19 protein-coding genes and 1 pseudogene are annotated in these 20,878 nt (G+C 73.4%); 16 read left to right on the top strand and 4 right to left on the bottom strand.

Features of this window, described 5'->3' with window-relative positions; translation table 11 throughout:
• Positions 1-3: 3 nt before the first annotated feature.
• The gene (locus CO540_RS19095; RefSeq protein WP_099163099.1) at positions 4-1,140 is read right to left on the bottom strand and encodes an epoxide hydrolase family protein; all 1,137 of its coding nucleotides are present in this window, start codon (positions 1,138-1,140) and stop codon (positions 4-6) included.
• Positions 1,141-1,222: 82 nt separating this feature from the next.
• On the opposite strand from CO540_RS19095, the gene CO540_RS19090 reads away from it, so the two are divergent.
• From CO540_RS19090 to CO540_RS19015, 16 genes and pseudogenes are all read left to right on the top strand, one after another.
• Positions 1,223-1,861: a TetR/AcrR family transcriptional regulator gene (locus CO540_RS19090; RefSeq protein ID WP_099163098.1), complete on the top strand. Its 639-nt coding sequence runs from the start codon at positions 1,223-1,225 to the stop codon at positions 1,859-1,861.
• An 88-nt stretch (positions 1,862-1,949) separates the two neighbouring features.
• Positions 1,950-4,541 (top strand): ATP-dependent chaperone ClpB, encoded by a 2,592-nt coding sequence (clpB, locus tag CO540_RS19085; protein WP_099163097.1) that lies wholly within the window; start codon positions 1,950-1,952, stop codon positions 4,539-4,541.
• Between the two features lie 272 nt (positions 4,542-4,813).
• Positions 4,814-6,031 carry an MFS transporter gene (locus CO540_RS19080; protein WP_099163096.1) on the top strand — a complete coding sequence of 406 codons (1,218 nt, stop codon included), beginning with the start codon at positions 4,814-4,816 and terminating at the stop codon, positions 6,029-6,031.
• A 165-nt stretch (positions 6,032-6,196) separates the two neighbouring features.
• The gene (locus CO540_RS19075) at positions 6,197-6,553 is read left to right on the top strand and encodes a hypothetical protein (protein ID WP_099163095.1); all 357 of its coding nucleotides are present in this window, start codon (positions 6,197-6,199) and stop codon (positions 6,551-6,553) included.
• An 87-nt stretch (positions 6,554-6,640) separates the two neighbouring features.
• Positions 6,641-7,276: a DUF4178 domain-containing protein gene (locus tag CO540_RS19070; protein ID WP_099163094.1), complete on the top strand. Its 636-nt coding sequence runs from the start codon at positions 6,641-6,643 to the stop codon at positions 7,274-7,276.
• 2 nt (positions 7,277-7,278) lie between these two features.
• The gene (locus tag CO540_RS19065; protein ID WP_099163093.1) at positions 7,279-7,773 is read left to right on the top strand and encodes a DUF2617 family protein; all 495 of its coding nucleotides are present in this window, start codon (positions 7,279-7,281) and stop codon (positions 7,771-7,773) included.
• Positions 7,770-8,195, top strand: coding sequence for a DUF4247 domain-containing protein (locus CO540_RS19060; protein WP_091565875.1), 426 nt, complete (start codon positions 7,770-7,772; stop codon positions 8,193-8,195). The genes CO540_RS19065 and CO540_RS19060 overlap by 4 nt, the downstream gene beginning before the upstream one ends.
• Positions 8,196-8,225: 30 nt before the next feature.
• Positions 8,226-8,648, top strand: a complete 423-nt coding sequence (locus tag CO540_RS19055) for a DUF350 domain-containing protein (protein ID WP_091565872.1) — start codon at positions 8,226-8,228, stop codon at positions 8,646-8,648.
• Entirely contained in the window at positions 8,648-9,415 is a 768-nt protein-coding gene (locus tag CO540_RS19050) for a hypothetical protein (protein WP_099163092.1), read from the top strand. Before CO540_RS19055 ends, CO540_RS19050 begins: the two co-directional genes overlap by 1 nt.
• Positions 9,412-10,980, top strand: coding sequence for a polyamine aminopropyltransferase (locus tag CO540_RS19045; RefSeq protein WP_099163091.1), 1,569 nt, complete (start codon positions 9,412-9,414; stop codon positions 10,978-10,980). Before CO540_RS19050 ends, CO540_RS19045 begins: the two co-directional genes overlap by 4 nt.
• Before the next feature lie 64 nt (positions 10,981-11,044).
• Positions 11,045-12,043 carry a hypothetical protein gene (locus CO540_RS19040; protein WP_172968042.1) on the top strand — a complete coding sequence of 333 codons (999 nt, stop codon included), beginning with the start codon at positions 11,045-11,047 and terminating at the stop codon, positions 12,041-12,043.
• Positions 12,044-12,110: 67 nt separating this feature from the next.
• Entirely contained in the window at positions 12,111-12,878 is a 768-nt protein-coding gene (locus CO540_RS19035; RefSeq protein WP_099163089.1) for a hypothetical protein, read from the top strand.
• 72 nt (positions 12,879-12,950) lie between these two features.
• Positions 12,951-13,535, top strand: a pseudogene (locus CO540_RS19030) (hypothetical protein); the annotation flags it as partial.
• 287 nt (positions 13,536-13,822) lie between these two features.
• Positions 13,823-14,632 carry an SDR family oxidoreductase gene (locus CO540_RS19025; RefSeq protein WP_099163088.1) on the top strand — a complete coding sequence of 270 codons (810 nt, stop codon included), beginning with the start codon at positions 13,823-13,825 and terminating at the stop codon, positions 14,630-14,632.
• Positions 14,633-14,787: 155 nt separating this feature from the next.
• Complete coding sequence (pyrE, locus tag CO540_RS19020; RefSeq protein WP_091576739.1) at positions 14,788-15,327, top strand: orotate phosphoribosyltransferase; 540 nt, start codon at positions 14,788-14,790, stop codon at positions 15,325-15,327.
• A 57-nt stretch (positions 15,328-15,384) separates the two neighbouring features.
• Complete coding sequence (locus CO540_RS19015; protein ID WP_007073957.1) at positions 15,385-15,762, top strand: helix-turn-helix transcriptional regulator; 378 nt, start codon at positions 15,385-15,387, stop codon at positions 15,760-15,762.
• Positions 15,763-15,990: 228 nt separating this feature from the next.
• Here the strand turns inward: CO540_RS19015 and CO540_RS19010 are convergent, their stop codons facing one another.
• The 3 genes from CO540_RS19010 to CO540_RS19000 all read right to left on the bottom strand — a co-directional run bounded on the left by CO540_RS19010 (position 15,991) and on the right by CO540_RS19000 (position 20,820).
• A complete protein-coding gene (locus tag CO540_RS19010) occupies positions 15,991-16,773 on the bottom strand; it encodes a DedA family protein (protein ID WP_091565846.1) in 783 nt (260 codons plus the stop codon).
• 82 nt (positions 16,774-16,855) lie between these two features.
• Positions 16,856-19,372: a polynucleotide kinase-phosphatase gene (locus CO540_RS19005; protein WP_099163087.1), complete on the bottom strand. Its 2,517-nt coding sequence runs from the start codon at positions 19,370-19,372 to the stop codon at positions 16,856-16,858.
• Positions 19,369-20,820, bottom strand: coding sequence for a 3' terminal RNA ribose 2'-O-methyltransferase Hen1 (locus CO540_RS19000; protein ID WP_099163086.1), 1,452 nt, complete (start codon positions 20,818-20,820; stop codon positions 19,369-19,371). The genes CO540_RS19005 and CO540_RS19000 overlap by 4 nt, the downstream gene beginning before the upstream one ends.
• Positions 20,821-20,878 lie beyond the last annotated feature (58 nt).

Below are 20,878 nucleotides of genomic sequence, written 5' to 3'. Positions count from 1 at the left end.
CGCTCAGCGGAGCCCGGCGAAGAACTGCCGAATGTCGCCGACCAGCACGTCGGTGGCCTGGTGTGCGGCGTAGTGCCCGCCGACGTCCCCGCCCCGCTCGGGTCCCGCGTTGAAGGCGTGCCAGCTGACGATGCCGGCGTGGTCCCGGTCGGCGAACCGGCGGATCGACTGGAAGTCCCCGGGGAACATCGCCACCGCGGTCGGCGCCGTCGTCGGCCCGGTCGGCTGCTCGCCGGCGTGCGCGTCCTCCCAGTAGAAGCGCATCGACGAGGCGGCGGTGCCGGTGAACCAGTAGACCGCGACGTTGGCCAGGACGAAGTCCGGGTCGAGGTTCTCGTCGAGGAGCTGCCCGTTCCAGGCGAGCAGGCCGACCGGCGAGTCGGCCAGCGCGAACGCCAGCGTCTGCGGCTGCTGGCTGTGCACCTGGTTGAAGGAGAACTTGTTCTCGTAGAACCACTGGAGGTGGCGCAGCGCCGCCTGGTCGGCGTCGGAGAGCCCGTCGAACTCGGCCGGGTCGCCGGACGGGAACGAGAAGAGCTGGGTGACGTGCACGCCGAGCACGTGGTCCGGGTCGAGGCGGCCGAGTTCGGGCGAGATCATCGAGCCGGCGTCGTTGCCGACCGCGCCGTACCTGTCGTAGCCGAGGCGGGCCATCAGCTCGGCCCAGGCCCGGGCGGTGCGGTAGCGGTTCCAGCCGGAGCTGCGGGTCGGGCCGGAGAAGCCGAATCCGGGCAGCGACGGGATCACCAGGTGGAACGCGGGCGCGGCCGGGTCGGCCGGCTCGGTCAGTGGGGCGATCACGTCCAGGTACTCGACCACGGAACCGGGCCAGCCGTGGGTGAGCACCAGCGGGGTGGCGTCCGGCCGGGACGACCGGACGTGCAGGAAGTGGATCTCCTCGCCGTCGATCTCGGTGACGAACTGCGGGTGCGCGTTCAGTCGGGCCTCGACCGCCCGCCAGTCGAACGTCTCCAGCCAGTAGGTCGCCAGCTCGCGGACCCGCGCGGTCGGCATGCCGTACGCCGTGCCGGCGTCGGGCAGCTCGCCCGGCCAGATGGTGCGCCGCAGCCGGTCGGTGAGGTCGTCCAGGGCGGTCTGCGGGATCTCGACGCGGTAGGGACGGAGAGCGGTGGCCGACATGACTTCTCCCTCGGAACGGAATGTTTCGTTCCGCTCTAAGGTAGCAGAGCGGAACGATCCGTTCCACTGTTATCGTCGACCCATGTCGAACCCGACCGACGACCTCCCGCTGGCCGGTCGGCGCGCGCAGGCGGCCCGCAACGACGCCGCGATCCTGGCGGCGGCACGCAGCGTCTTCCTGGACGACCCGAAGGCGCCGATCGCCGCCGTCGCCGAGCGGGCCGGCGTCGGCATCAGTGCCCTCTACCGCCGGTACGCCGGCAAGGAGGACCTGCTGCGCACGCTCTGCCACGACGGTTTGCTCCGGTTCGTCGCGGCGGCCGAGGAGGCCGCCGCCGAGCCGGACGACTGGGCCGCGTTCGCCGGCTTCCTGGAGCGCGTCGTCGACGCCGACGTGCACTCCCTCACCGTGCACCTCGCCGGCACCTTCACGCCGACCGAGGAGATGGGCCGGGCCGCGGTGCGCGCGAACGAGCTGGTCGACGGGCTGGTCGGGCGGGCGCGGGACGCCGGGCGGCTCCGACCGGACGTGGTGACGCAGGACGTCGGGCTGCTGCTGGAGGGGTGCGCCGCGATTCGCGTACCCGATCTCGACCGGACCCGGCAGCTACGCCGCCGGCACCTCGCGGTGCTGCTGGCCGGCCTGGCCGTGCCCGGGCCGCCGCTGCCCGGGCCGCCGCCGGCGGCGGGGGAGTTCGACTGGCGGTGGCGATCGAAGTAGTGACTCGGGTCACACCGCTGGAGTTGAGCGGAATAGACTCAAGTCTGGTTGTGTCGTTCCCAGTGGACACGCCGATCCGGGGGAGCCCATGAACACGGAACGCCTCACCACCAAGAGCCGCGAGAGCATCACCGGTGCCGTCGCGCTGGCGAACCAGCGCGGCCACGCCACCGTGGAGCCCTGGCACCTGCTGCTGTCACTGCTGGACACCGACGGTTCGACCGCGGCGGGCCTGCTGCGCGCCGTCGGGGCCGACCCCGCCGAGCTGCGCCGGGTCGCCCAGCGTTCGGTCGACGCGCTGCCGGCCGCACGCGGGTCCAGCATCGCCGAGCCCACGCTGGCCCGCGAGTTCGTCAACGCCATCGGCGCCGCCGAGCAGATCGCGCGGCCGCTGGGCGACGAATACACCTCCACCGAGCACCTGCTGGCCGGGCTGGCCCGGGTCGGCGGCGCGGTCTCGGTGGCCCTGAAGAACGCCGGCGCCACCGAGGAGAACCTGGTCGCCGCGTTCCCCACCGTCCGGGGCGGGGACCGCCGGGTCACCACCGCCGACCCGGAGCAGACCTACCAGGCCCTGGCGAAGTACGGCGTCGACCTCACCGCCAGCGCCCGCGACGGCAAGATCGACCCGGTGATCGGCCGGGACTCGGAGATCCGCCGGGTGATCCAGGTGCTGTCCCGCCGCACCAAGAACAACCCGGTGCTGATCGGTGAGCCGGGTGTCGGCAAGACCGCGATCGTGGAGGGCCTGGCCCAGCGGATCGTGGCCGGCGACGTGCCGGAGTCGCTGCGGGACAAGAAGCTGGTCTCGCTCGACCTCGGCGCGATGGTGGCCGGCGCGTCCTACCGCGGGCAGTTCGAGGAGCGGCTGAAGTCCGTGCTGGAGGAGATCAAGAACTCCGACGGCCAGGTCATCACGTTCCTCGACGAGCTGCACACCGTGGTCGGCGCCGGCAAGGGCGAGGGCTCGATGGACGCCGGCAACATGCTCAAGCCGATGCTGGCCCGGGGCGAGCTGCGGATGGTCGGCGCGACCACGCTGGACGAATACCGCGAGCACATCGAGAAGGACCCGGCGCTGGAGCGCCGCTTCCAGCCGGTGCTGGTCGGTGAGCCGACCATCGAGGACACCATCGGCATCCTGCGCGGGCTCAAGGAGCGCTACGAGGTGCACCACGGCGTACGCATCACCGACGCCGCGCTGGTCGCCGCCGCGTCCCTGTCCGACCGCTACATCACCGACCGGTTCCTGCCGGACAAGGCGATCGACCTGGTCGACGAGTCCGCGTCCCGGCTGCGCATGGAGATCGACTCGCGCCCGGTCGAGGTGGACGAGATCGAGCGCGCGGTACGCCGGCTGGAGATCGAGGAGATGGCGCTGGCCAAGGAGCCGGACGCCGCCTCCGCGGAGCGGCTGGAGCGGCTGCGCAAGGAGCTGGCCGACAAGCGCGAGCAGCTCACCGCCCTCTCCGAGCGGTGGCAGACCGAGAAGAGCCACATCACCAAGCTCTCCACCGCCAAGGAGGAGTTGGAGCGCCTCGGCGGCGAGGCCGAGCGGGCCGAGCGCGACGGCGAGCTGGAACGCGCCGCCGAGCTGCGGTACGGCCGGATCCCCGCGCTGCGTGCCGAGCTGAAGCAGGCCGAGGAGGAACTGGCCCGGCTCCAGGCCGACGGCGCGATGCTCAAGGAGGAGGTCGGCGCGGACGACATCGCCGCCGTGGTCGCCTCCTGGACCGGCATCCCCGCCGGCCGGCTGCTCGAGGGCGAGACGGCCAAGCTGCTGCGGATGGAGGAGTCGCTGCGGGGCCGCGTGGTGGGCCAGGCCGAGGCGGTGGGCGCGGTCTCCGACGCGGTCCGCCGCGCCCGGGCCGGCGTCGCCGACCCGGACCGTCCGACCGGCAGCTTCCTCTTCCTCGGCCCGACCGGCGTCGGCAAGACCGAGCTGGCCAAGGCGCTCGCCGAGTTCCTCTTCGACGACGAGCGGGCCATGGTCCGCATCGACATGAGCGAGTACGGCGAGAAGCACTCCGTGGCCCGCCTGGTCGGCGCCCCGCCCGGCTACGTCGGCTACGAGGAGGGCGGCCAGCTCACCGAGGCGGTGCGCCGCCGGCCGTACTCGGTGATCCTGCTGGACGAGGTGGAGAAGGCCCACCCGGACGTCTTCGACGTGCTGCTCCAGGTGCTCGACGACGGTCGGCTCACCGACGGTCAGGGCCGCACCGTGGACTTCCGCAACGCCATCCTCATCCTCACCTCGAACCTGGGTTCCTCGGTCATCAGCGACCTGACGCTGAGCGAGGAGGAGCGTCGGGAGGGCGTGCTCGCGGTGGTCCGGTCGCACTTCAAGCCGGAGTTCCTCAACCGCCTCGACGACATCGTGGTGTTCGCCGCGCTCCAGGGCGGGGACCTGCGGGCGATCGTGGACATCCAGCTCGACCGGATGCGCCGCCGACTGGCCGACCGCCGGCTGGGCCTGGAGATCACCGACGCGGCCCGCACCTGGCTGGCCGAGCACGGGTACGACCCGATCTACGGCGCCCGCCCGCTGCGCCGGCTGGTGCAGTCGGCGATCGGCGACCAGCTCGCCAAGGCGCTGCTGGCCGGCGAGATCCGCGACGGCGACACGGTCCGCGTCGACCTGTCCGACACCAAGGAGTCCCTGGCGGTCACCGCCGCCTGACCCGTAGCACCCCGCGAAGGCCCGGCCGTCCAGGCCGGGCCTTCGCCATCCGGTGGGACGGACAGCGCCGCGGGCGTCGGCCGAATATCCTGCCCGGAACGTCAATCGACAGTTAGGAGCCGCAGATGCGCCTCGGCCTGCTGACGGTCCCCGCTTCGCCGCGAGAGCACACCGCTCGCTGACGCTTCGCCGCCGGGTCCCGGCGGCGTGGTGCTCCTCGCCGCGAAGCGGTCCCTCATGACCGTTTCCCTTCCTGGCTCGAGGAGCTCTTCTTGCGTGCCCTTGTTTCCGCGCGTCTCGGCGCGGACTTCACCAGACTGTGGACCGCCTCCGCGGTCTCCACCATCGGTGACGGTGTCACCATAGCCGCCGGCCCACTGCTGGTGGCCTCGGTCAGCGACGACCCGGCCCTGATCGCCGGTGCCGTCTTCGCCCAACAACTGCCCTGGCTGCTGTTCGCCCTGGTCAGCGGCGCCTACGTCGACCGGCTCGACCGTCGGCGGCTGGTCGTGGTCGTCAACCTGCTGCGCGCCGCGGCACTGGCCGGTCTGACGCTCAGCGTCGCCACCGACACGGTGACCGTGGCCGTCGTCTACGCGGTGCTGTTCCTGCTCGGCGCAGGTGAGACCGTCGCGGACACCGCGATGGGCGCCCTGCTTCCGGCGGTGGTAGCACCGGAGAGACTGCCCGCCGCCAACGCCCGGCTGTACGCGACGTTCACCGTCGGCAATCAGTTCGTCGCCAAGCCGCTGGGCGCGTGGCTGTTCGTCGTCTCCGCCGCCGTACCGTTCGGGGTCGACGCGTTGACCTTCGTGGTGGCGGCGGCTCTGGTCGCCGGTATCCGACCGGCCCCCGTACCCGTGCCGGAGGAGCCTCGTCCGCGCGGCTCGCTGCGCGGCGAGATCGGCCAGGGCGTGCGCTGGCTGTGGCGGCGCCGCCTGGTACGGACGCTCGCGGTGAGCATGGGCCTGGGCAACGTCGCGTTCGGCGCGGCGTTCGCCGTGTTCGTGCTCTACTGCCGCCAGCGACTGGGCCTGTCCGACGTCGGATACGGCTTCCTGCTGACCTCGTTCGCCGTCGGTGGCCTGTTCGGCACGACGGTGGCGACCAGACTCACCCGGACCTTCGGTGCCGGGGCGGTGCTGCGTGGCGGCCTGGTCGTCGAGGTCGTCACCCACGTGACCCTGGCGGTCACGACGACGTCCTGGATCGCCGCCGCGGTCCTGATCATCTTCAGCGTCCACGCCATGGTCTGGGGCATCACCGCCGCGTCGGTCCGGCAGCGAATCGTGCCGGCCCACCTTCGCGGGCGGGTCGGCAGCGTGTACGCGCTGCTCGATCTGGGCGGGGCCGCGCTCGGTGCGCTCCTCGGCGGTCTGCTGGCCGGGACCTGGCAGATCACCACACCGTTCTGGGTCGCCGCGGGGGCGATGGCGGCGATCGCCGTACTCGCCTGGCGCCCGCTGGGCGAGGCGACCCGGCTGACCTGACCGAGCCGTTCCACCACTCCTTGATCGATGGGGCGGCCTGCGTGCCGCTGGTGCTGCGGCTCGTGGGCGTTAACAAGGGTCCCTTCCTCTACCGGAGGCGTTAACAGGGGTCCCTTCCTTACCTGCGAGGGGTGAGGGGTGGGCGGGGTGGGCACATAGTGGGGCATGAGCGGGAAGTGGGAGCGGGAACTCGAGGGCGCGGACACCCTGGCCTTCGGCGGGGTCGGGTTCGCGGGGCAGGTCCTGCCCGCGACCGAGGCGTACCGGCAGGCGGAGCAGGCGCTGCGCGAACACCCGGAGGCGGCCCGGAAGAAGATCGACCGGCTGCTCCGGAAGGGCTCGCCCGCCGGAAGGGCCTACGCGGCGACGTTGCTGGAGGCGGTCGACCCGCCGGCCGGGCGGGCGGCCTGGGAACGGCTGCGCGACGACGACGGGGAGTTCACCACGTTCAGCGGATGCGTGATGGGCCGCGCGACGCTGCGTGAGTACGCCGCCGAGCGGCTGACCGGCGGCCGAGAGTAGCTGACCGCACACTCAACGAACGGCACTTCGCCGGGGGTGCACGGGGTTGTTACCGTCTCCGCCGATGCATGTTGGGGGGAGGCGCTCGTGAACGGTTCGGTGGCGTACCTGGTGACGACGCTGGGGTGCCTGGTCGGGGTGGCCGGCGTGGTGATCGCCGTGATCGCGCTGCGCCGGTCCCGCTCGGCGGCCCGCCCGCAGACGGCGACGCCCGGGGACCCGTTCCGGGACCGGGACACGGACGCGCTGCGAGGTGACCCCCGCGCGCTCAAGCCCGGCGACATCATCGAGATCCGGCAGGTCCCCTACACCGTGCGCGGCTCGGTGCACCTGGTCGAGGGCGGCTGGAGCTGGGCGGAGCACCTGCTCGACGACGCGGGCGGGGTGAAGCGCTGGCTCTCCGTCGAGGCGGAGCCGGACCTGGAGATGGTGCTCTGGACCAGCGAGCCGGGCGCCACGGTGACGCCGGGCGCCCCGACGCTGGAGATCGCCGGCCGCCGCTACAACTGGGACGAGTCGGGCCAGGCGCGCTACACCGCGACCGAGGGCACCGGCCTCGACCCGCACGGCACGATGCGCTACCACGACTACCAGGCGCCCGGCGGGGCCCGGCTGTCGTTCGAGGCGTACGGCGAGGCCGGCTGGGAGGTGAACCTCGGCGAGGAACTGCGCCGGGCCGAGGTGATGATCTACCCGCAGGGCGGCCCGGACCAGGTGAAGTAGGCGTGCTCGTCGCCCTGCACACCCCGTACGTCGACAGCCGCGCCGCCGACCTCAGCCTGACGCTCGGCGGCCCGGAGCTGCCGGCGCTGGCCGTGCGCGACCTCGACCTGCCGGGCGGCGCGCGGCTGCGGCTGCGTCTGCTCGGCGCCTCCCACCAGGTGGTGCTGGGCGGGCTGACCGAGACGGTCGCCTGCCTGCCCGGCCGCCCGCCGCACCTGCCGGACACGCTGCACGACGAGACCGTCGGCTACCGGTTCACCGCCACGGTGCTCCGCCCGGTCGGCGACGGCCTCCGCACCCGGGTCGCGGCGCTCCGCGCCGAGCTGGCCGACGACCCGTACGCGCTGGTCGGCGTCTTCCCCGGCGACGAGGACGCGGTCACCGCGCTCGCCGTCCGCCCTGACCCGCCCGGCGGCACGCTGGCCTGGCGCACGTGGCACGCCTACCCCCAGACCAACGAGCTGGTCCTGACCGAGACGGTGGTGGAAGAGCTGTGACGTACCGACGGTGGTTCGTGGTCGGGGTGGCGGTCGCCGTCGTCGGCGCCCTCATCGCCGCCTTCACGATCTTCTACGGCAACTTCTCGCCCCGCGGCTACGTGGAGGACCACTTCTCCCGCGCGTCGGGCCGGGACATCGGCGCCCAGGCGGTCGCCTACACGTCGAAGCAGTCGCCCAGCCAGGTGTCGAAGGAGATCACCGACGCCTGGCAGCCGGCCGACCAGTACGTCGACGGCAGCGGCGTCTACCTGCGCTACGACGACGACTCGGTGGTGATCCTCCCGCTCGCCGTCGGCTCGGTGATCCTGCTGGAGAAGATGTCCACCGCCTACCCCCGGTACCACCGCGTCGTCGGCAACAGCTGGGGCTGGGGCCGGGGCAGCACCGTCCGGGGCGGCGGCCCCGGCGCCGGCAAGTAGCCCGTCCGACCCCCTCACCCTGGAGTCCCTGTGCAGCATCTCGTCACCGATCTGCTGGTCACCCTCGCCTACGGCGTGGTCGGCGTCGTCCTCATGGCGATCGGCTACGCGCTGGTCGACCTGGCCACCCCCGGCAAGCTCCACGAGCTGATCTGGACCGAGCGCAACCGCAACGCCACGGTGCTGCTCGCCTCCAACCTGCTCGGTGTCGGCACCGTGGTGGTCGCCGCGATCGTGGCCAGCGACGACGACTTCGCGCTCGGGCTGGCCGGTTCCGCCGCGTACGGGATCCTCGGGCTGGTCATCATGGCGGCGGCCTTCGTGCTGCTCGACGTGGCCACCCCCGGCAAGCTCGGCGAGCTGCTGGTCGACCCGGAGCCGCACCCGGCGGTCTGGATCTCCGCCACCGTGCACGTCGCCACCGGCGCGATCATCGCCGCCGCGATCAGCTGATGGCCGGAAAGGCCACCGCGACGCAGAACAAGCGCCGACAGGCGCTGATCTGGACGGTGATCATCGGCATCACGGTCGGCGCCTGCGTCATCGGCGCGATCACCGGCGACTCGGACACCGACGTGCCCGCCCCGGCCGCCGACGAGCGCTCCGGCACCGTGCCCATTCTCCAGGCCGCCGCCGACAGCCAGGGCATCTGCTACGGCTGGCAGCTGGTCGACACGTACGACCCGGTGAGCGTCGGCTCGAACCTCGGCGACGGCACGGCGGTCGCGGACGCGCCCGGCTGCGCCCGGTGGATCGAGGTCTACGCCAACGTCATCTACACGTCGTCCAGCAGCGAGTCGAACGACTCCGCCAGCATCCGGGTGAAGGGGTCGGACGACATCGAGTTCAGCGACCTGGCCGCGATCGAATCCGGGCTGGGCCGCTTCGGGCTGGACGAGGACGCGTTCGTCGACGACCCGGGCTGGGCCGTCACCCGGGCCGCGACCATGCTGCCGCTGCTCGCCACCGAGCGGGGGCTGGCCGACCCGGCCGCCACCCCCACCGCCGAACCGGCCACCCCGGCCGCCCCGCTGCCGGACGCCGGCAGCGACTTCTGGCGGGACCGCTGGGGCTGGCTGCTCGCCACCGCTGGGCTGTTCCTGCTCGCCGCGCTCTTCGTCACCGTGGGCGTGCGACAGCGACGACGGCAGCTCCGGGGACCGGTGCCCGCGCAGCGCGCCGGGGCGGGCGTCGCCGGGCGTACCCGGGAGAAGGCGTGACCGTCGACGCGCCCGCACGGCCGCGGTGGCGCCCGGCCCGCGCGGCGGTCCTGCTCGCGGTCTTCGTCTGCGCGGCCTGCGGCCTGGTCTACGAGCTGGCCCTGGTCGCGCTGGGCAGTTACCTGATCGGCGACGCGGTCGGCCAGGCGTCGATCGTGCTCGGCGTGATGGTCTTCGCGATGGGCGTCGGCGCGCTGGTGGCGAAGCCGTTGCAGTCCCGGGCGGCGGCCGCGTTCGCGGCGATCGAGCTGACCCTGGCGCTGCTCGGCGGCCTCTCCGTGCTCGGCCTCTACGCCGCGTTCGCCTGGCTCGACCTCTACGGGCCGGCGCTGGTCGGCACCGCGTTCGTGCTCGGCCTGCTGATCGGCGCGGAGATCCCGCTGCTCATGGTCATGCTGCAACGCATCCGGGAGCAGTCCGCGGGCAGCGCGGTGGCCGACCTGTTCGCCGCCGACTACGTCGGCGCGCTGCTCGGCGGGCTGGCCTTCCCGTTCCTGCTGATGCCGGTCTTCGGCCAGCTCAAGGGCGCGCTGGTGGTCGGCGCGGTGAACGCCGTCGCCGGCCTCGCGCTGGTCTTCACGGTGTTCCGCGCCGAACTCGGCCGCCGGGCGCGGGTCGTGCTCGGCGCCGGCGCCGTCGTGGTCGGCCTCCTGCTCGGGTACGCCTGGGTGACCGCCCACGACTTCGAGGTGACCGCCCGCCAGCAGCTCTACCGGGATCCGGTGGTGCACGCCGAGCGCAGCCGCTACCAGGAGATCGTGCTGACCCGCTCGGTGCGGGAGGTCGGCCACACCGACACCGACCTGCGGCTGTTCCTCAACGGCGACCTCCAGTTCAGCTCCGTGGACGAGTACCGCTACCACGAGGCGCTGGTGCACCCGGCGATGCGCGGGCCGCACGGGGACGTGCTGGTGCTCGGCGCCGGCGACGGGCTGGCCGCGCGGGAGATCCTGAAGTATCCGGACGTGCGTTCGGTGACGCTCGTCGACCTCGACCCGGCCGTCGTCGCGCTGGCCCGCAGCGAGCCGCAGCTGCGCGAGCTGAACCGTCGGTCGCTCACCGATCCCCGGGTCCGGGTGTTGAACCTGGACGCGTTCGGCTGGCTGCGTACCGCCACGGAACGCTTCGACGTGGTGATCGCCGACCTGCCCGATCCGGACGAGACGGCCACCGCGAAGCTCTACACGGTCGAGTTCTACGCGCTCGTCCGGCCGGTGCTGGCTCCGGGCGGCCGGCTCGTCGTCCAGTCCGGCTCGCCCTACTTCGCGCCCCGGTCGTACTGGTCGATCGAGCGGTCGGTGCGGGAGGCGGGCTTCGCCACCACGCCGTACCACGTCGACGTGCCGAGCTTCGGCGACTGGGGCTTCGTGCTCGCCGCGCCGGGCGACGCCGCGCCGGAGCTGGCGCTGCCGGCCGACGCGCCGCCGCTGCGCTTCCTCACCCCGCCGGTGCTCGCCGCGGCGGCCACCTTCCCCGCCGACCGGGCCCGGGTGGACGTGCCGGCCTCGACGTTGTTGCAGCCCAGGGTGCTGGAGTACGCCCGCGAGGAGTGGCGCGGCTACTAGGTTTCGGGGCATGCCACCCGGACCGTCCCACCACCCGCCGGGGCTCGGCTGGCTGGTCCGCCGGCTGCCGCCCCGGGCGATCGGCGCCGCCTCCCACCTCCAGGCGTTCGTGCTCTCCGGCGTGGTCACCGTGCTGGCCGTCCGCGCCTACCTCCAGGCCGCCGACTACCCGCAGCTCGGCGGCGGCGGGCTGCACATCGCGCACGTCCTCTGGGGTGGTCTGCTGCTCGCCGTGGGGCTGGGAATCCCGCTGGTCTTCCTGGGCGACGGATCCCGCACCGCCGGGGCGGTGGTCGGCGGGATCGGGTTCGGGCTCTTCATCGACGAGGTGGGCAAGTTCGTCACCGCCCGCACGGACTACTTCTACGCCCCGGCCGCCGCCATCATCTACGTGGCCTTCGCCCTGCTCGTCCTGCTCGTCCAGGCGGTACGCGGGCGCACCGGCCGGTCCCGGCTGACCCCGGCCGAACGCACCGCCAACGCGCTGGACGTGGTGCTCAGCGCGCTGCCCGGCGGGCTGACCGACCGGCGACGGGCGGCCGTGCTGCGCCTCGTGCAGGGCACCGGGCCGGCCACCGAGGCGGCGCTGGCGCAGCTGCTGGACGTGGTGCCCCGGCGGGAACCGCCGCCGGTGCGCTTCTGGCAGCGCGGGGCGGAGCGGGCCCGCCGGCTCGGCGCCTGGGCCGCCGGCCGGCGCTGGCTGGTCTGGCCGGTGGTGGTCTACCTGGTGGTGGAGCCGCTGGTGACGGTCGTGGCGGTGCTGGTCGACGGCGTCACCGGGGAACTGGACCAGGAACGCGAGTGGGGCGCGGTGCTCGGCGTGAGCGCCACCGCTCTGGTCACCGCCGTGCTGAGCCTGTGGGCGGCCTGGCTGCTGCGGCGGAATCGCACCGAGGCGTTCCGGTTGTTCAAGCTGGCGCTCCTGGTGGACCTGCTGTTCGGGCAGGTCTTCAACTTCACCGTCAACCAGTTCGGCGCCGTCTTCACGGTCGCGCTCGACCTGGCCCTGCTCGGCGTGGTCACCGCCGAGCACCGCCGGCTGCGGCGCGCCGCGGACCGGTGAGCCTTTCCGACGTGCCCACCTGGTGTGAGATCGCTACGGTGGTCATCTCATCGAGGGAGGGAGAATCATGGTCGATGCTCCGGGCACCACGCCCCGCGCGCGTCCCAGTGTGGTGACGCTTTCCAGCTGGCTGCTCATTCTCGTCGCCGTCATCCAGGTGCTGAACCTGATCGTGACGCTGTCCGTGATCGGCACGATCCGCGACGTCCTCAAGGACGCGTACGCGGGCACCTCGGCCGAGTCGGCTGGCGACATCGCGTACGCCTTCACCATCGGCTCGTCGATCCTGACGCTGCTGCTCGCGGCCGGCCTGGTCGTGCTCGCGCTGCTGAACAACCGGGGGAAGAACGCCTCCCGGATCACCACCTGGGTGCTCGGCGGCATCCTGCTCTGCTGCACCGGCGGTGGCCTGCTCAACGGCGTCTCCGGCGGCACGATGGGCGGTGGCGGCAACTCCAGCGGCGACCTGCCCAGCGGGCAGGAGATCCAGCGTCGGCTGGAGGACGCGCTGCCGTCCTGGTACGGCCCGGTCAGCCTGCTGCTCGGCATCGTCGCGCTGCTCGCCCTGCTGGCCGCGCTGATCCTGCTGGCGCTGCCGAAGGCGAACGAGTTCTTCCGCAAGCCGAAGGCGGCCTGGGAGCCCCCGGTGCCGGGTGGCGCCTACCCGGCGTACCCGTCGACCCCGGGCCAGTCGACCGACCCGGCCTACCCGTCGACCCCCGGCCAGCAGCCGACCGGCGGCACGCCCCCGACGGCCCCCGGTGGCCAGCCGCCGGCCGGGCCGACCGGTCAGCCGGGCGAGCGCCGCGACCCGGAGCCGCCACCCGGAAGTTGACGGCAGGATTTCAGCGACGCCGACGATCCCTCCGAGTAGGTTGCAAGCCGACGCCTACCGGAGGGATCTGTCGTGTCCAACCCCGATCGGGTAGCTCCCCGCCGACCGGGCACGGTCGTCGCCGCGGCGGCGGTGCTGCTGCTGATGGCGGTCGGCGCCGTGGCGTACGCGGTGACGAACCTGGCCGTCGCGGGCGGCACGGTGGACCGGTTCCGGGCCGCGGCGGCGGACACCGGCGCGGGCGGCGGCGACATCGACCGGGTGGCCGGCCTGCTGCGCGGCTCGACCGTGCTGGCCGCCGTGCTCGGCGTGCTGGCCGCGCTGCTGCTGCTCGGGCTCGCGCTGGGCCTGCTCGCCGGCCGCCCAGGGGCGCGGGTGGCCACCTGGGTGGTGGCCGGGCTGGGCCTGCTCTGCGGGTGCTGCGGTCTGGCGGTGCTGGTCGGGCAGCGCGCCGCGCCGCTGCGGCTCGGCGCCGACGACCGGGTCACCGCCGACCTGCTGGGGCTGGTCGGTGACGCCTATCCCGCGTGGTGGATCCCGCTGAACGCGGCGCTGTCGGTGGCGCAGATCCTCGGCTACCTGGTGGTCGCCGCGCTGCTCACGCTCCCCTCGGCGAGCGCCTTCCTGCACCGCCCGGCCGCGCCGCGTTCCGGACCGGCGACCGGCTACGGCGCGACCGTGTCCGGCGCTCCGGTCTCCGGGCCGACGCCGTGGGGCCCGCCGGCCGGTCTGCCGCCGTCGTCGGCCCCGCCCGGGTCGGTGCCGCCGTACGCCCCGCCCGGGCCGATGCCGCCATCGTCGGCTCCGCCCGGGCCGATGCCGCCGTCGTCGGCTCCGCCCGGGCCGATGCCGCCCTCGTCCGCCCCCACCGGGCCGACGCCACCCCCGACCGCCCCGCCGGTGACGCCGCCGTCCGGGCCGACGCCGCCCCCGGAGGACCGCCCGTGACCGTTGACCCCCACCCCTCCCGGCGCTGGGCCCTCGTCACCGGCGCCAGTCTGGGCATCGGCGAGTCGTTCGCCCGCCGGCTCGCCGCGGACGGTTGGAACCTCGTGCTCGTGGCCCGCGACTTCGCCCGGCTCGACGCCCTGGCGACCGAGCTGGCCGGCCGGCACGGCGGCGAGGTGAAGACGATCCCGGCCGATCTGTCCACCGACGACGGTTGTGCGGTGGTCGAACGCCGGTTGACCGCCGGCCCGCCGGTGGAGCTGCTGGTGAACAACGCGGGGATCAGTCTGAACACGCCGTTCGTCCGGTCGACCGTCGCGGACGAGGCCCGGCTGGTCCGGCTCAACGTGCTGGCGGTGCTCCGGCTGACCCACGCCGCCCTCGGTCCGATGATCGAGCGGGGTGAGGGGGCAGTGATAAATGTCTCTTCGGTCGCGGGTTTCGGCGTGCCCATGCCGGGATCGACGTACTCGGCCAGCAAGGCGTGGGTGACGAACTTCAGCGAGTCGATCGGCCAGTCGGTGGCCCCGCTCGGCGTACGCGTGATGGCGCTCTGCCCCGGCTACACCCGCACCGGCTACCACGAACGCGCCGGCATCGACATGTCGCGCACGCCCGCGTGGATGTGGCTGCGGGCCGACGACGTGGTCGACGAAGGGCTGCGTGACCTGGGCAAAGGCAAGTTGGTCAGCGTGCCGAGCTGGAAGTACAAGCTGGCTGTGGCCGGGCTGCGGCACGCGCCGAAACGGTTGCTGCGCGGCGCCGTCCGGGACACCCGGGGAAAGGTCGACCGGGCCCGCGGCTGACGGTCGGCGGTCCCGCCACCGGCCCGGCCGCGCCGCCGGCCCTGGATGGACGGTCGCGCAGAGTAGCCGGACATTGCCAAGCATCGGTTGCCCGCCGGGTGATCCGGGCGGACCCCACGGACGGCGTCCAGACTTGCGAAGTACGCTCTATCGCCATGGGGGACCACGACGACCTGCGTAAATTCATCACTGACCTGGCCGTGGTCCACGGTCGGGTGGTGCTCTCATCGGGCCGTGAGGCGGACTGGTACGTCGATCTGCGTCGCGTCACGCTCCATCACCGGGCCGCCCCGCTGATCGGCCGGGTGATGTGCGACCTCACCGCCGACTGGTCGTACGACGCGGTCGGTGGACTGACCCTGGGCGCCGATCCGGTGGCGGGCGCGATGCTGCACGCCTCGGCCGGCACCGACCGCCCGTTGGACGCGTTCGTGGTCCGTAAGGCGGGTAAGGCGCACGGTCTCCAGCGCCGGATCGAGGGGCCGGACGTCGCGGGTCGCCGGGTCCTGGCGGTGGAGGACACCTCGACCACGGGTGGCAGCGTGTTGACGGCGGTCGAGGCGTTGCGTGAGGCCGGGGCCGACGTGGTGGGCGTGGCGGTTATTGTTGATCGAGGCGCCGGCGACGCGGTGCGAGCCGCCGGATTGCCGTATCGGGCGGCCTATACGTTGGCTGACCTCGGCCTTGTGGCGTAAAAGTTTGCCGATTCGGATCTGCTGATATGCAGGCGGATCGATGCTGCTGGTGGAAGGATGGAATACGTGGGAACTGCGTTGGCTGAAATGACCATGCCTCAGATCTCGCCGCTTGCCGGCGAGCCGATCGAACGCGCCGACGCCGAGCGGCTGGCGGGGGTCCTCAAGGCCCTCGCCGACCCCGCCCGGCTCCGGCTGCTCAGCCTGATCCAGTCGGCTCCCGAGGGGGAGGCGTGCGTGTGTGACCTCACCGCGCCGCTCGGCCTCTCGCAGCCGACGGTCAGCCACCACCTGCGCATCCTCACCGAGGCCGGCTTGCTGGAGCGGGAGAAGCGTGGGGTCTGGGCGTACTACCGGCTGGTGCCGACCGCGATCGCCACGATCGCGGATCTGCTCACCCCGCCGCGGAAGCGGGCCACCAAGAAGGCTCGCTGAACCACGGCCCGTCCGAGGACGGGCCGGCCGGCCGAGGCCCCGGCGCGATGGCACGCGCGCCGAACCCGGCAGGCCGTCCCGCCCGGGTGCGGGTGACCGGTGGCGTGCCAGGGGTGGCGTCACCAGTCGCACGGCGACGGCTGAAGCCGTCCGTGCCAGTGGTTCGACAGGTCACGCATGTGCGAAGGCCGGCTCCCGTCCGGGGGCCGGCCTTCGGTGTCCGCGCGGTCAGCGGCGGTGCTGCCCGCCGTGCCCGTGCGGGTGGTCGTCGCCGTCGACGGCGTCCCGGGCGGCCTCCACCGCGCCGGCCGCGGTCGCCGCCGCGATCACCGCCACCGCCTCGCCGCGCTTGCGCGCCTTCCGGTCGCGGAGGAACTCGAAGAAGATCGGCAGCACCGAGATCACGATGATCAGCGCGACCACCGGCAGGATGTACCGGTCGATCTTGTCGCCGATGGCGTCGTAGATCTGGCGGGCCAGCAGGTAGCCGATCAGCAGGATGCCGTCCACCCAGAGGATCGCGCCGACCACGTTCCAGACGAAGAACTGCCGGGCCGGCATGCCGAGCACGCCGGCCACCGGGTTGAGGAACGTCCGGACGATCGGGATGAAGCGGGCCAGCACCACGGCCTTGGCCGGGCCGAACTTCTGGAAGTAGTACTCCGCCTTCTCCACGTACTCCCGCTTGAAGAGGCGGGAGTTGGGCTTGTCGAACATGCGCCGGCCGTAGCGTGCGCCGAGCCAGTGCCCGAGCTGGGCGCCGGCGATCGCGCAGAGCGGGCCGCCGATCATCAGCCCGGCCAGCGAGAGCCGGGTGCCGTCGCCGAAGATCGCGTCGGCCACCGGGGAGGCGGCCACCCCGGCCAGGAAGAGCAGCGAGTCGCCCGGGAAGAAGAACCCGACCAGCAGGCCGGTCTCGGCGAACAGGATCGCCCAGACGCCGATCATCCCGAAGGTGTGGATGAGGTCCTTCGGATCGAGCGGGTTCAGCGCCACGTTCTCGGAGATCATCCGGGTCTTCTCAGCTGTGTCCACGGCCACACAGGTTACCCGGGCCCGGTCCGGCGTCGCGCCGGACCGGGCCCACCGTCGTCTACAGGCGCGGGTCCACGGGTTCGGACTCGCAGGCGAGGATCGCGAAGACCAGCTCGTGGCGGCGCCAGAGCGGGGCGTCCTCGGCCAGCGCGTCCAGGGCGGCCAGGCCCAGGCCGTGCTCACGCAGCGCCAGCCCGCGCTTGCGGCCCAGCGAGCGCCGCCGCAACGCGGCGAGCTGACCCGCCCCGGTGTAGCCGGGGCCGTAGATGATCCGCAGGTACTCCCGACCGCGGCACTTGATCCCCGGCTGGAGCAGCGAGCCCTTCGGCGAGCGGGCGGCCGGGCCGGCGTACGGCTTGACCACCATGCCCTCGCCGCCGGACCCGGTCAGCGCCAGCCACCAGTCCGTCGCGGCCGCCACCGCCGCCTCGTCGGCCAGCTCCACCACCCGCCGACGCGTCGGGGTGAAGAACTCCGGGTCGGCCGCGCAGAGCCGGTCGGCCAACGCCAGGTGCCACCCGTGGTCCCGGTCCGCGTAGCTCGTGCCCGCGCCGGCCAGCACGGCGAACGGCGCGAGCGTCACCCCGCGCAGCCCGTCGGTGCGACCCACGTACGCCCGGTACGCCGCCGAGTAGGCGGTCACCTCGGCCGCCCGCTCGGCGGTCCGGGCGTGCAGCTCCGTCACCGGCAGGCCGCGCCCCGCGGCGGCGTGCAGCGTGGCGAGCACCGCCGGCAGCGCCGCCCGGCCGGCCGCGCCCACCCCGGCGTACTGCTCACGGATCAGCCCGCCCGCCTTCGCCGACCACGGCAGCAACTCCGCGTCGAGCAGCAGCCAGTCGGTGTCCAGCTCGGCCCAGAGGCCGGCGGTGGTGACCGCCGCGCGCACCCGGGCCAGCAGCTCGTCGTCGAGCGGCGGACCGAAGAACGGCCGACCGGTACGGGTGTGCACGGCGCCGCCGCCGAACCGGCCCGGCTCCCGTTCCACCAGCACCACGGCCCGCGAGCCCATGTGCTTCTCCTCGCAGACCACCCGGTCGACGCCGGCCGCACGGTAGTCGGCGAACGCCTCGGCCGGGTGCTCCAGGAACCCCTCGACGGTGGACGTCGAGCAGGGCGCCATGGTCGGCGGCAACCAGACCAGCCGACCCGGGTCCACCGCGTACCGGCTCATCACCTCCAGCGCGGCGGCCGCGTTCTCCGCCGGCACGGTCAGCGACCCGTACGCGTGGGTGAGGTGCCGCCGCCCGGTCACGTCGGCCAGGTCGAGCACGGTGTCCGGGCGGGCCGGCGGGGGCGGCACCAGCGGGCGGGCCGGGGCGTACCACTCCTGCACCGCCGGGACCGCGACCAGCTCCTTCTCCGGGTAGCGCAGCGCGGTCAGCTTGCCGCCGAACACGCAGCCGGTGTCCAGGCAGATGGTGTTGTTGATCCACTCCGGCTCGGGCGTCGGGGTGTGCCCGTACACGACCATGGCCGAGCCCCGGTAGTCGCGGGCCCACGGGTAGCGCACCGGCAGGCCGTACTCGTCGGTCTCGCCGGTGGTCTCGCCGTAGAGCGCGAACGACCGCACCCGGCCGGACGCCCGGCCGTGGTAGGCCTCCTTCAGGCCGGCGTGCGCCACCACGAGCCGCCCGCCGTCCAGCACGTAGTGGCTGACCAGACCGTCGATGAACGTCTCCGCCTCGGCGACGAACTCCGGCGTCTCGGCGGCGAGCTGCTCCATCGTCTCGGCCAGGCCGTGGGTGAGCCGGACGTCCCGGCCGCGCAGCTTGCGCAGCAGCTTCTGCTCGTGGTTGCCCGGCACGCAGATCGCGTGGCCGGCCGCCACCATGCCCATGACCAGGCGGAGCACGCCGGGCGAGTCCGGGCCGCGGTCGACCAGGTCACCCACGAACACCGCGGTACGCCCCGACGGGTGCGCCGCGTCCACCGGGCGGCCCGCGTCGTCGTGCCGCAGCACGTAGCCGAGCCGGGACAGCAGCGTCTCCAGCTCGGCGCGGCAGCCGTGCACGTCCCCGACCACGTCGAACGGGCCGGTCAGCTCCCGCCGGTCGTTGAACAGCCGCTCGAAGCGGATCTCCGCGGTATCGATCTCCTCCACCCCGCGCAGCACGTGCACCTTGCGGAAGCCCTCGCGGGCCAGCCGCCCGTACGACTGCCGCAGGTCGCGGCGCATCCGGGTGAGCACCTGCCGGCCGTGCGTCCGGTCGGCGCGGGCCTCGGTGCGCTCCCAGGCCACCGCCTCCGGCACGTCCAGCACGATCGCCACCGGCAGCACGTCGTGCTCCCGGGCCACCCGGATCAGCCCGGCCCGGGCGTGCGGCTGGAGGTTGGTCGCGTCGACCACGGTCAGCCGGCCCCGCCGCAGCCGGATCCCGGCCACGTGGTGCAGCGCGTCGAACGCGTCGCCGGACGCGGACTGGTCGTTCTCGTCGTCCGCCACCAGGCCACGGAAGGTGTCCGAGGAGAGCACCTGGCTGGCCGCGAAGTGCCGGCGGGCGAACGTGGACTTGCCGGAGCCGGAGACGCCGACCAGCGCCACCAGGGCGAGTTCGGGAATGTCCAGGACGGTCATCGGGTCGTCTCCTCCTTCCGGTCGTTGCGGGTCAGCACCGCCAGCTGGGTCGGGGTGCCCACCTCCGGGTCGGCGTCGCCCACCCCGGTGATGGTGGCCGTGTAGCCGTGCGCCGCCGCCACCCGCTCGACCCAGGCGGCGAACTCCGCCCGGGTCCACTCGAACCGGTGGTCGGCGTGCCGGAACCGACCCGGCGCCAACCCCTCGTAGCGGACGTTGTACTCGACGTTCGGGGTGGTCACCACCACGGTGCCCGGTCGGGCGTGACCGAACACCGCGTCCTCCAGCGCCGGCAGTCGCGGCGGGTCGAGGTGCTCCACCACCTCCATCAGCACCGCCGCGTCGTAGCCGCGCAACCGGTCGTCCCGGTAGGTCAGCGCGGACTGTCGCAGGTGGATCCGGTCCCGCTGCCGCTCGGGCAGCCGGTCCAGCCGCAACCGGCGGGCGGCCAGGCCGAGCGCCCGGTCGGAGACGTCGACGCCGACCACCTCGGTGAACCGCCGGTCGGCGACCAGCGCGGTGAGCAGCGCGCCACCACCGCAACCCAGGTCCACGACCCGACTCGCGCCGCTGTCCCGCAGCGCGGCGAGCACCGCCTCCCGCCGCTGTGCGGCCAGTGGGACCCGTCGCGGGTCCCCGGCCGCGCCGGCGTCGTCGGCGGTCGGGTCGATGCTGTCGTCGGCGTCGGGCTCGTCGGCCAGGCGCAGCTCGGCCAGGCGGGCCAGTGCCGTACCGGCCAGAGCCCGCCGGTGCGCCAGGTAGCGCCGGGTGATCAGGCCCCGCTCCGGGTGGTCGGCCAGCCAGCCGGAGCCGGCCCGCAGCAGCTTGTCCACCTCGTCCGGCGCGACCCAGTAGTGCTTGGCGTCGTCCAGCACGGGCAGCAGCACGTACAGGTGGTTGAGGGCGTCGGCGAGGCGCAGCGTGCCGGTCAGCGTCAGGTCGACGTACCGGCTGTCACCCCATTCCGGGTACGTCTCGTCGAGCGGGATCGGCGTGGCCGTCACGGTCCAGCCGAGCGGGGCGAACACCCGTACCGCCAGCTCCGCGCCGCCCCGGCAGCGCAGCACCGGCACCCGTACGGTCAGCGGGATCGCGGTGGCGGCCAGCTCCGCGCGGTCCCGCGACTCGCCGCGCAGCGCCGAGCGGAAGACCTTCGCCAGCGCGGAGGAGAGCAGGCTGGACGCCGCGTACGGGCGGTCGTTGACGTACTGCCCGAGGGTGAAGCCCTCCGGCGCGGTCGCCTGCCGGCGGCCCCGACCGGCGCCCAGCTTCAGCGGGTCGACCTCGACCAGCAGCGCCGCCGTGCACCGCGCCTCGTCCGCCTCGGGGTAGAACACGTGCGCGACGCCGGCGGGCAGGTCGAAGCTCTGCACGCGGTCCGGGTGCTTCACGAGGAGGTGGCCGAGGTCGGTCGCGGGACGGTGGGTCGTGGTGAGGGTCAGCAGCACGTGGTTGATGCTCCCTTGATCTCTTTGCTCTGTCGTGGGGGTTTCCGGGGAGCCCGAC

The organism is Micromonospora sp. WMMA2032, assembly GCF_002688545.1.
Taxonomy (GTDB): domain Bacteria; phylum Actinomycetota; class Actinomycetes; order Mycobacteriales; family Micromonosporaceae; genus Micromonospora; species Micromonospora sediminicola.
Note: the sequence above shows the minus strand (reverse complement) of the source record. Positions and strands in the feature narration are given on the sequence as shown.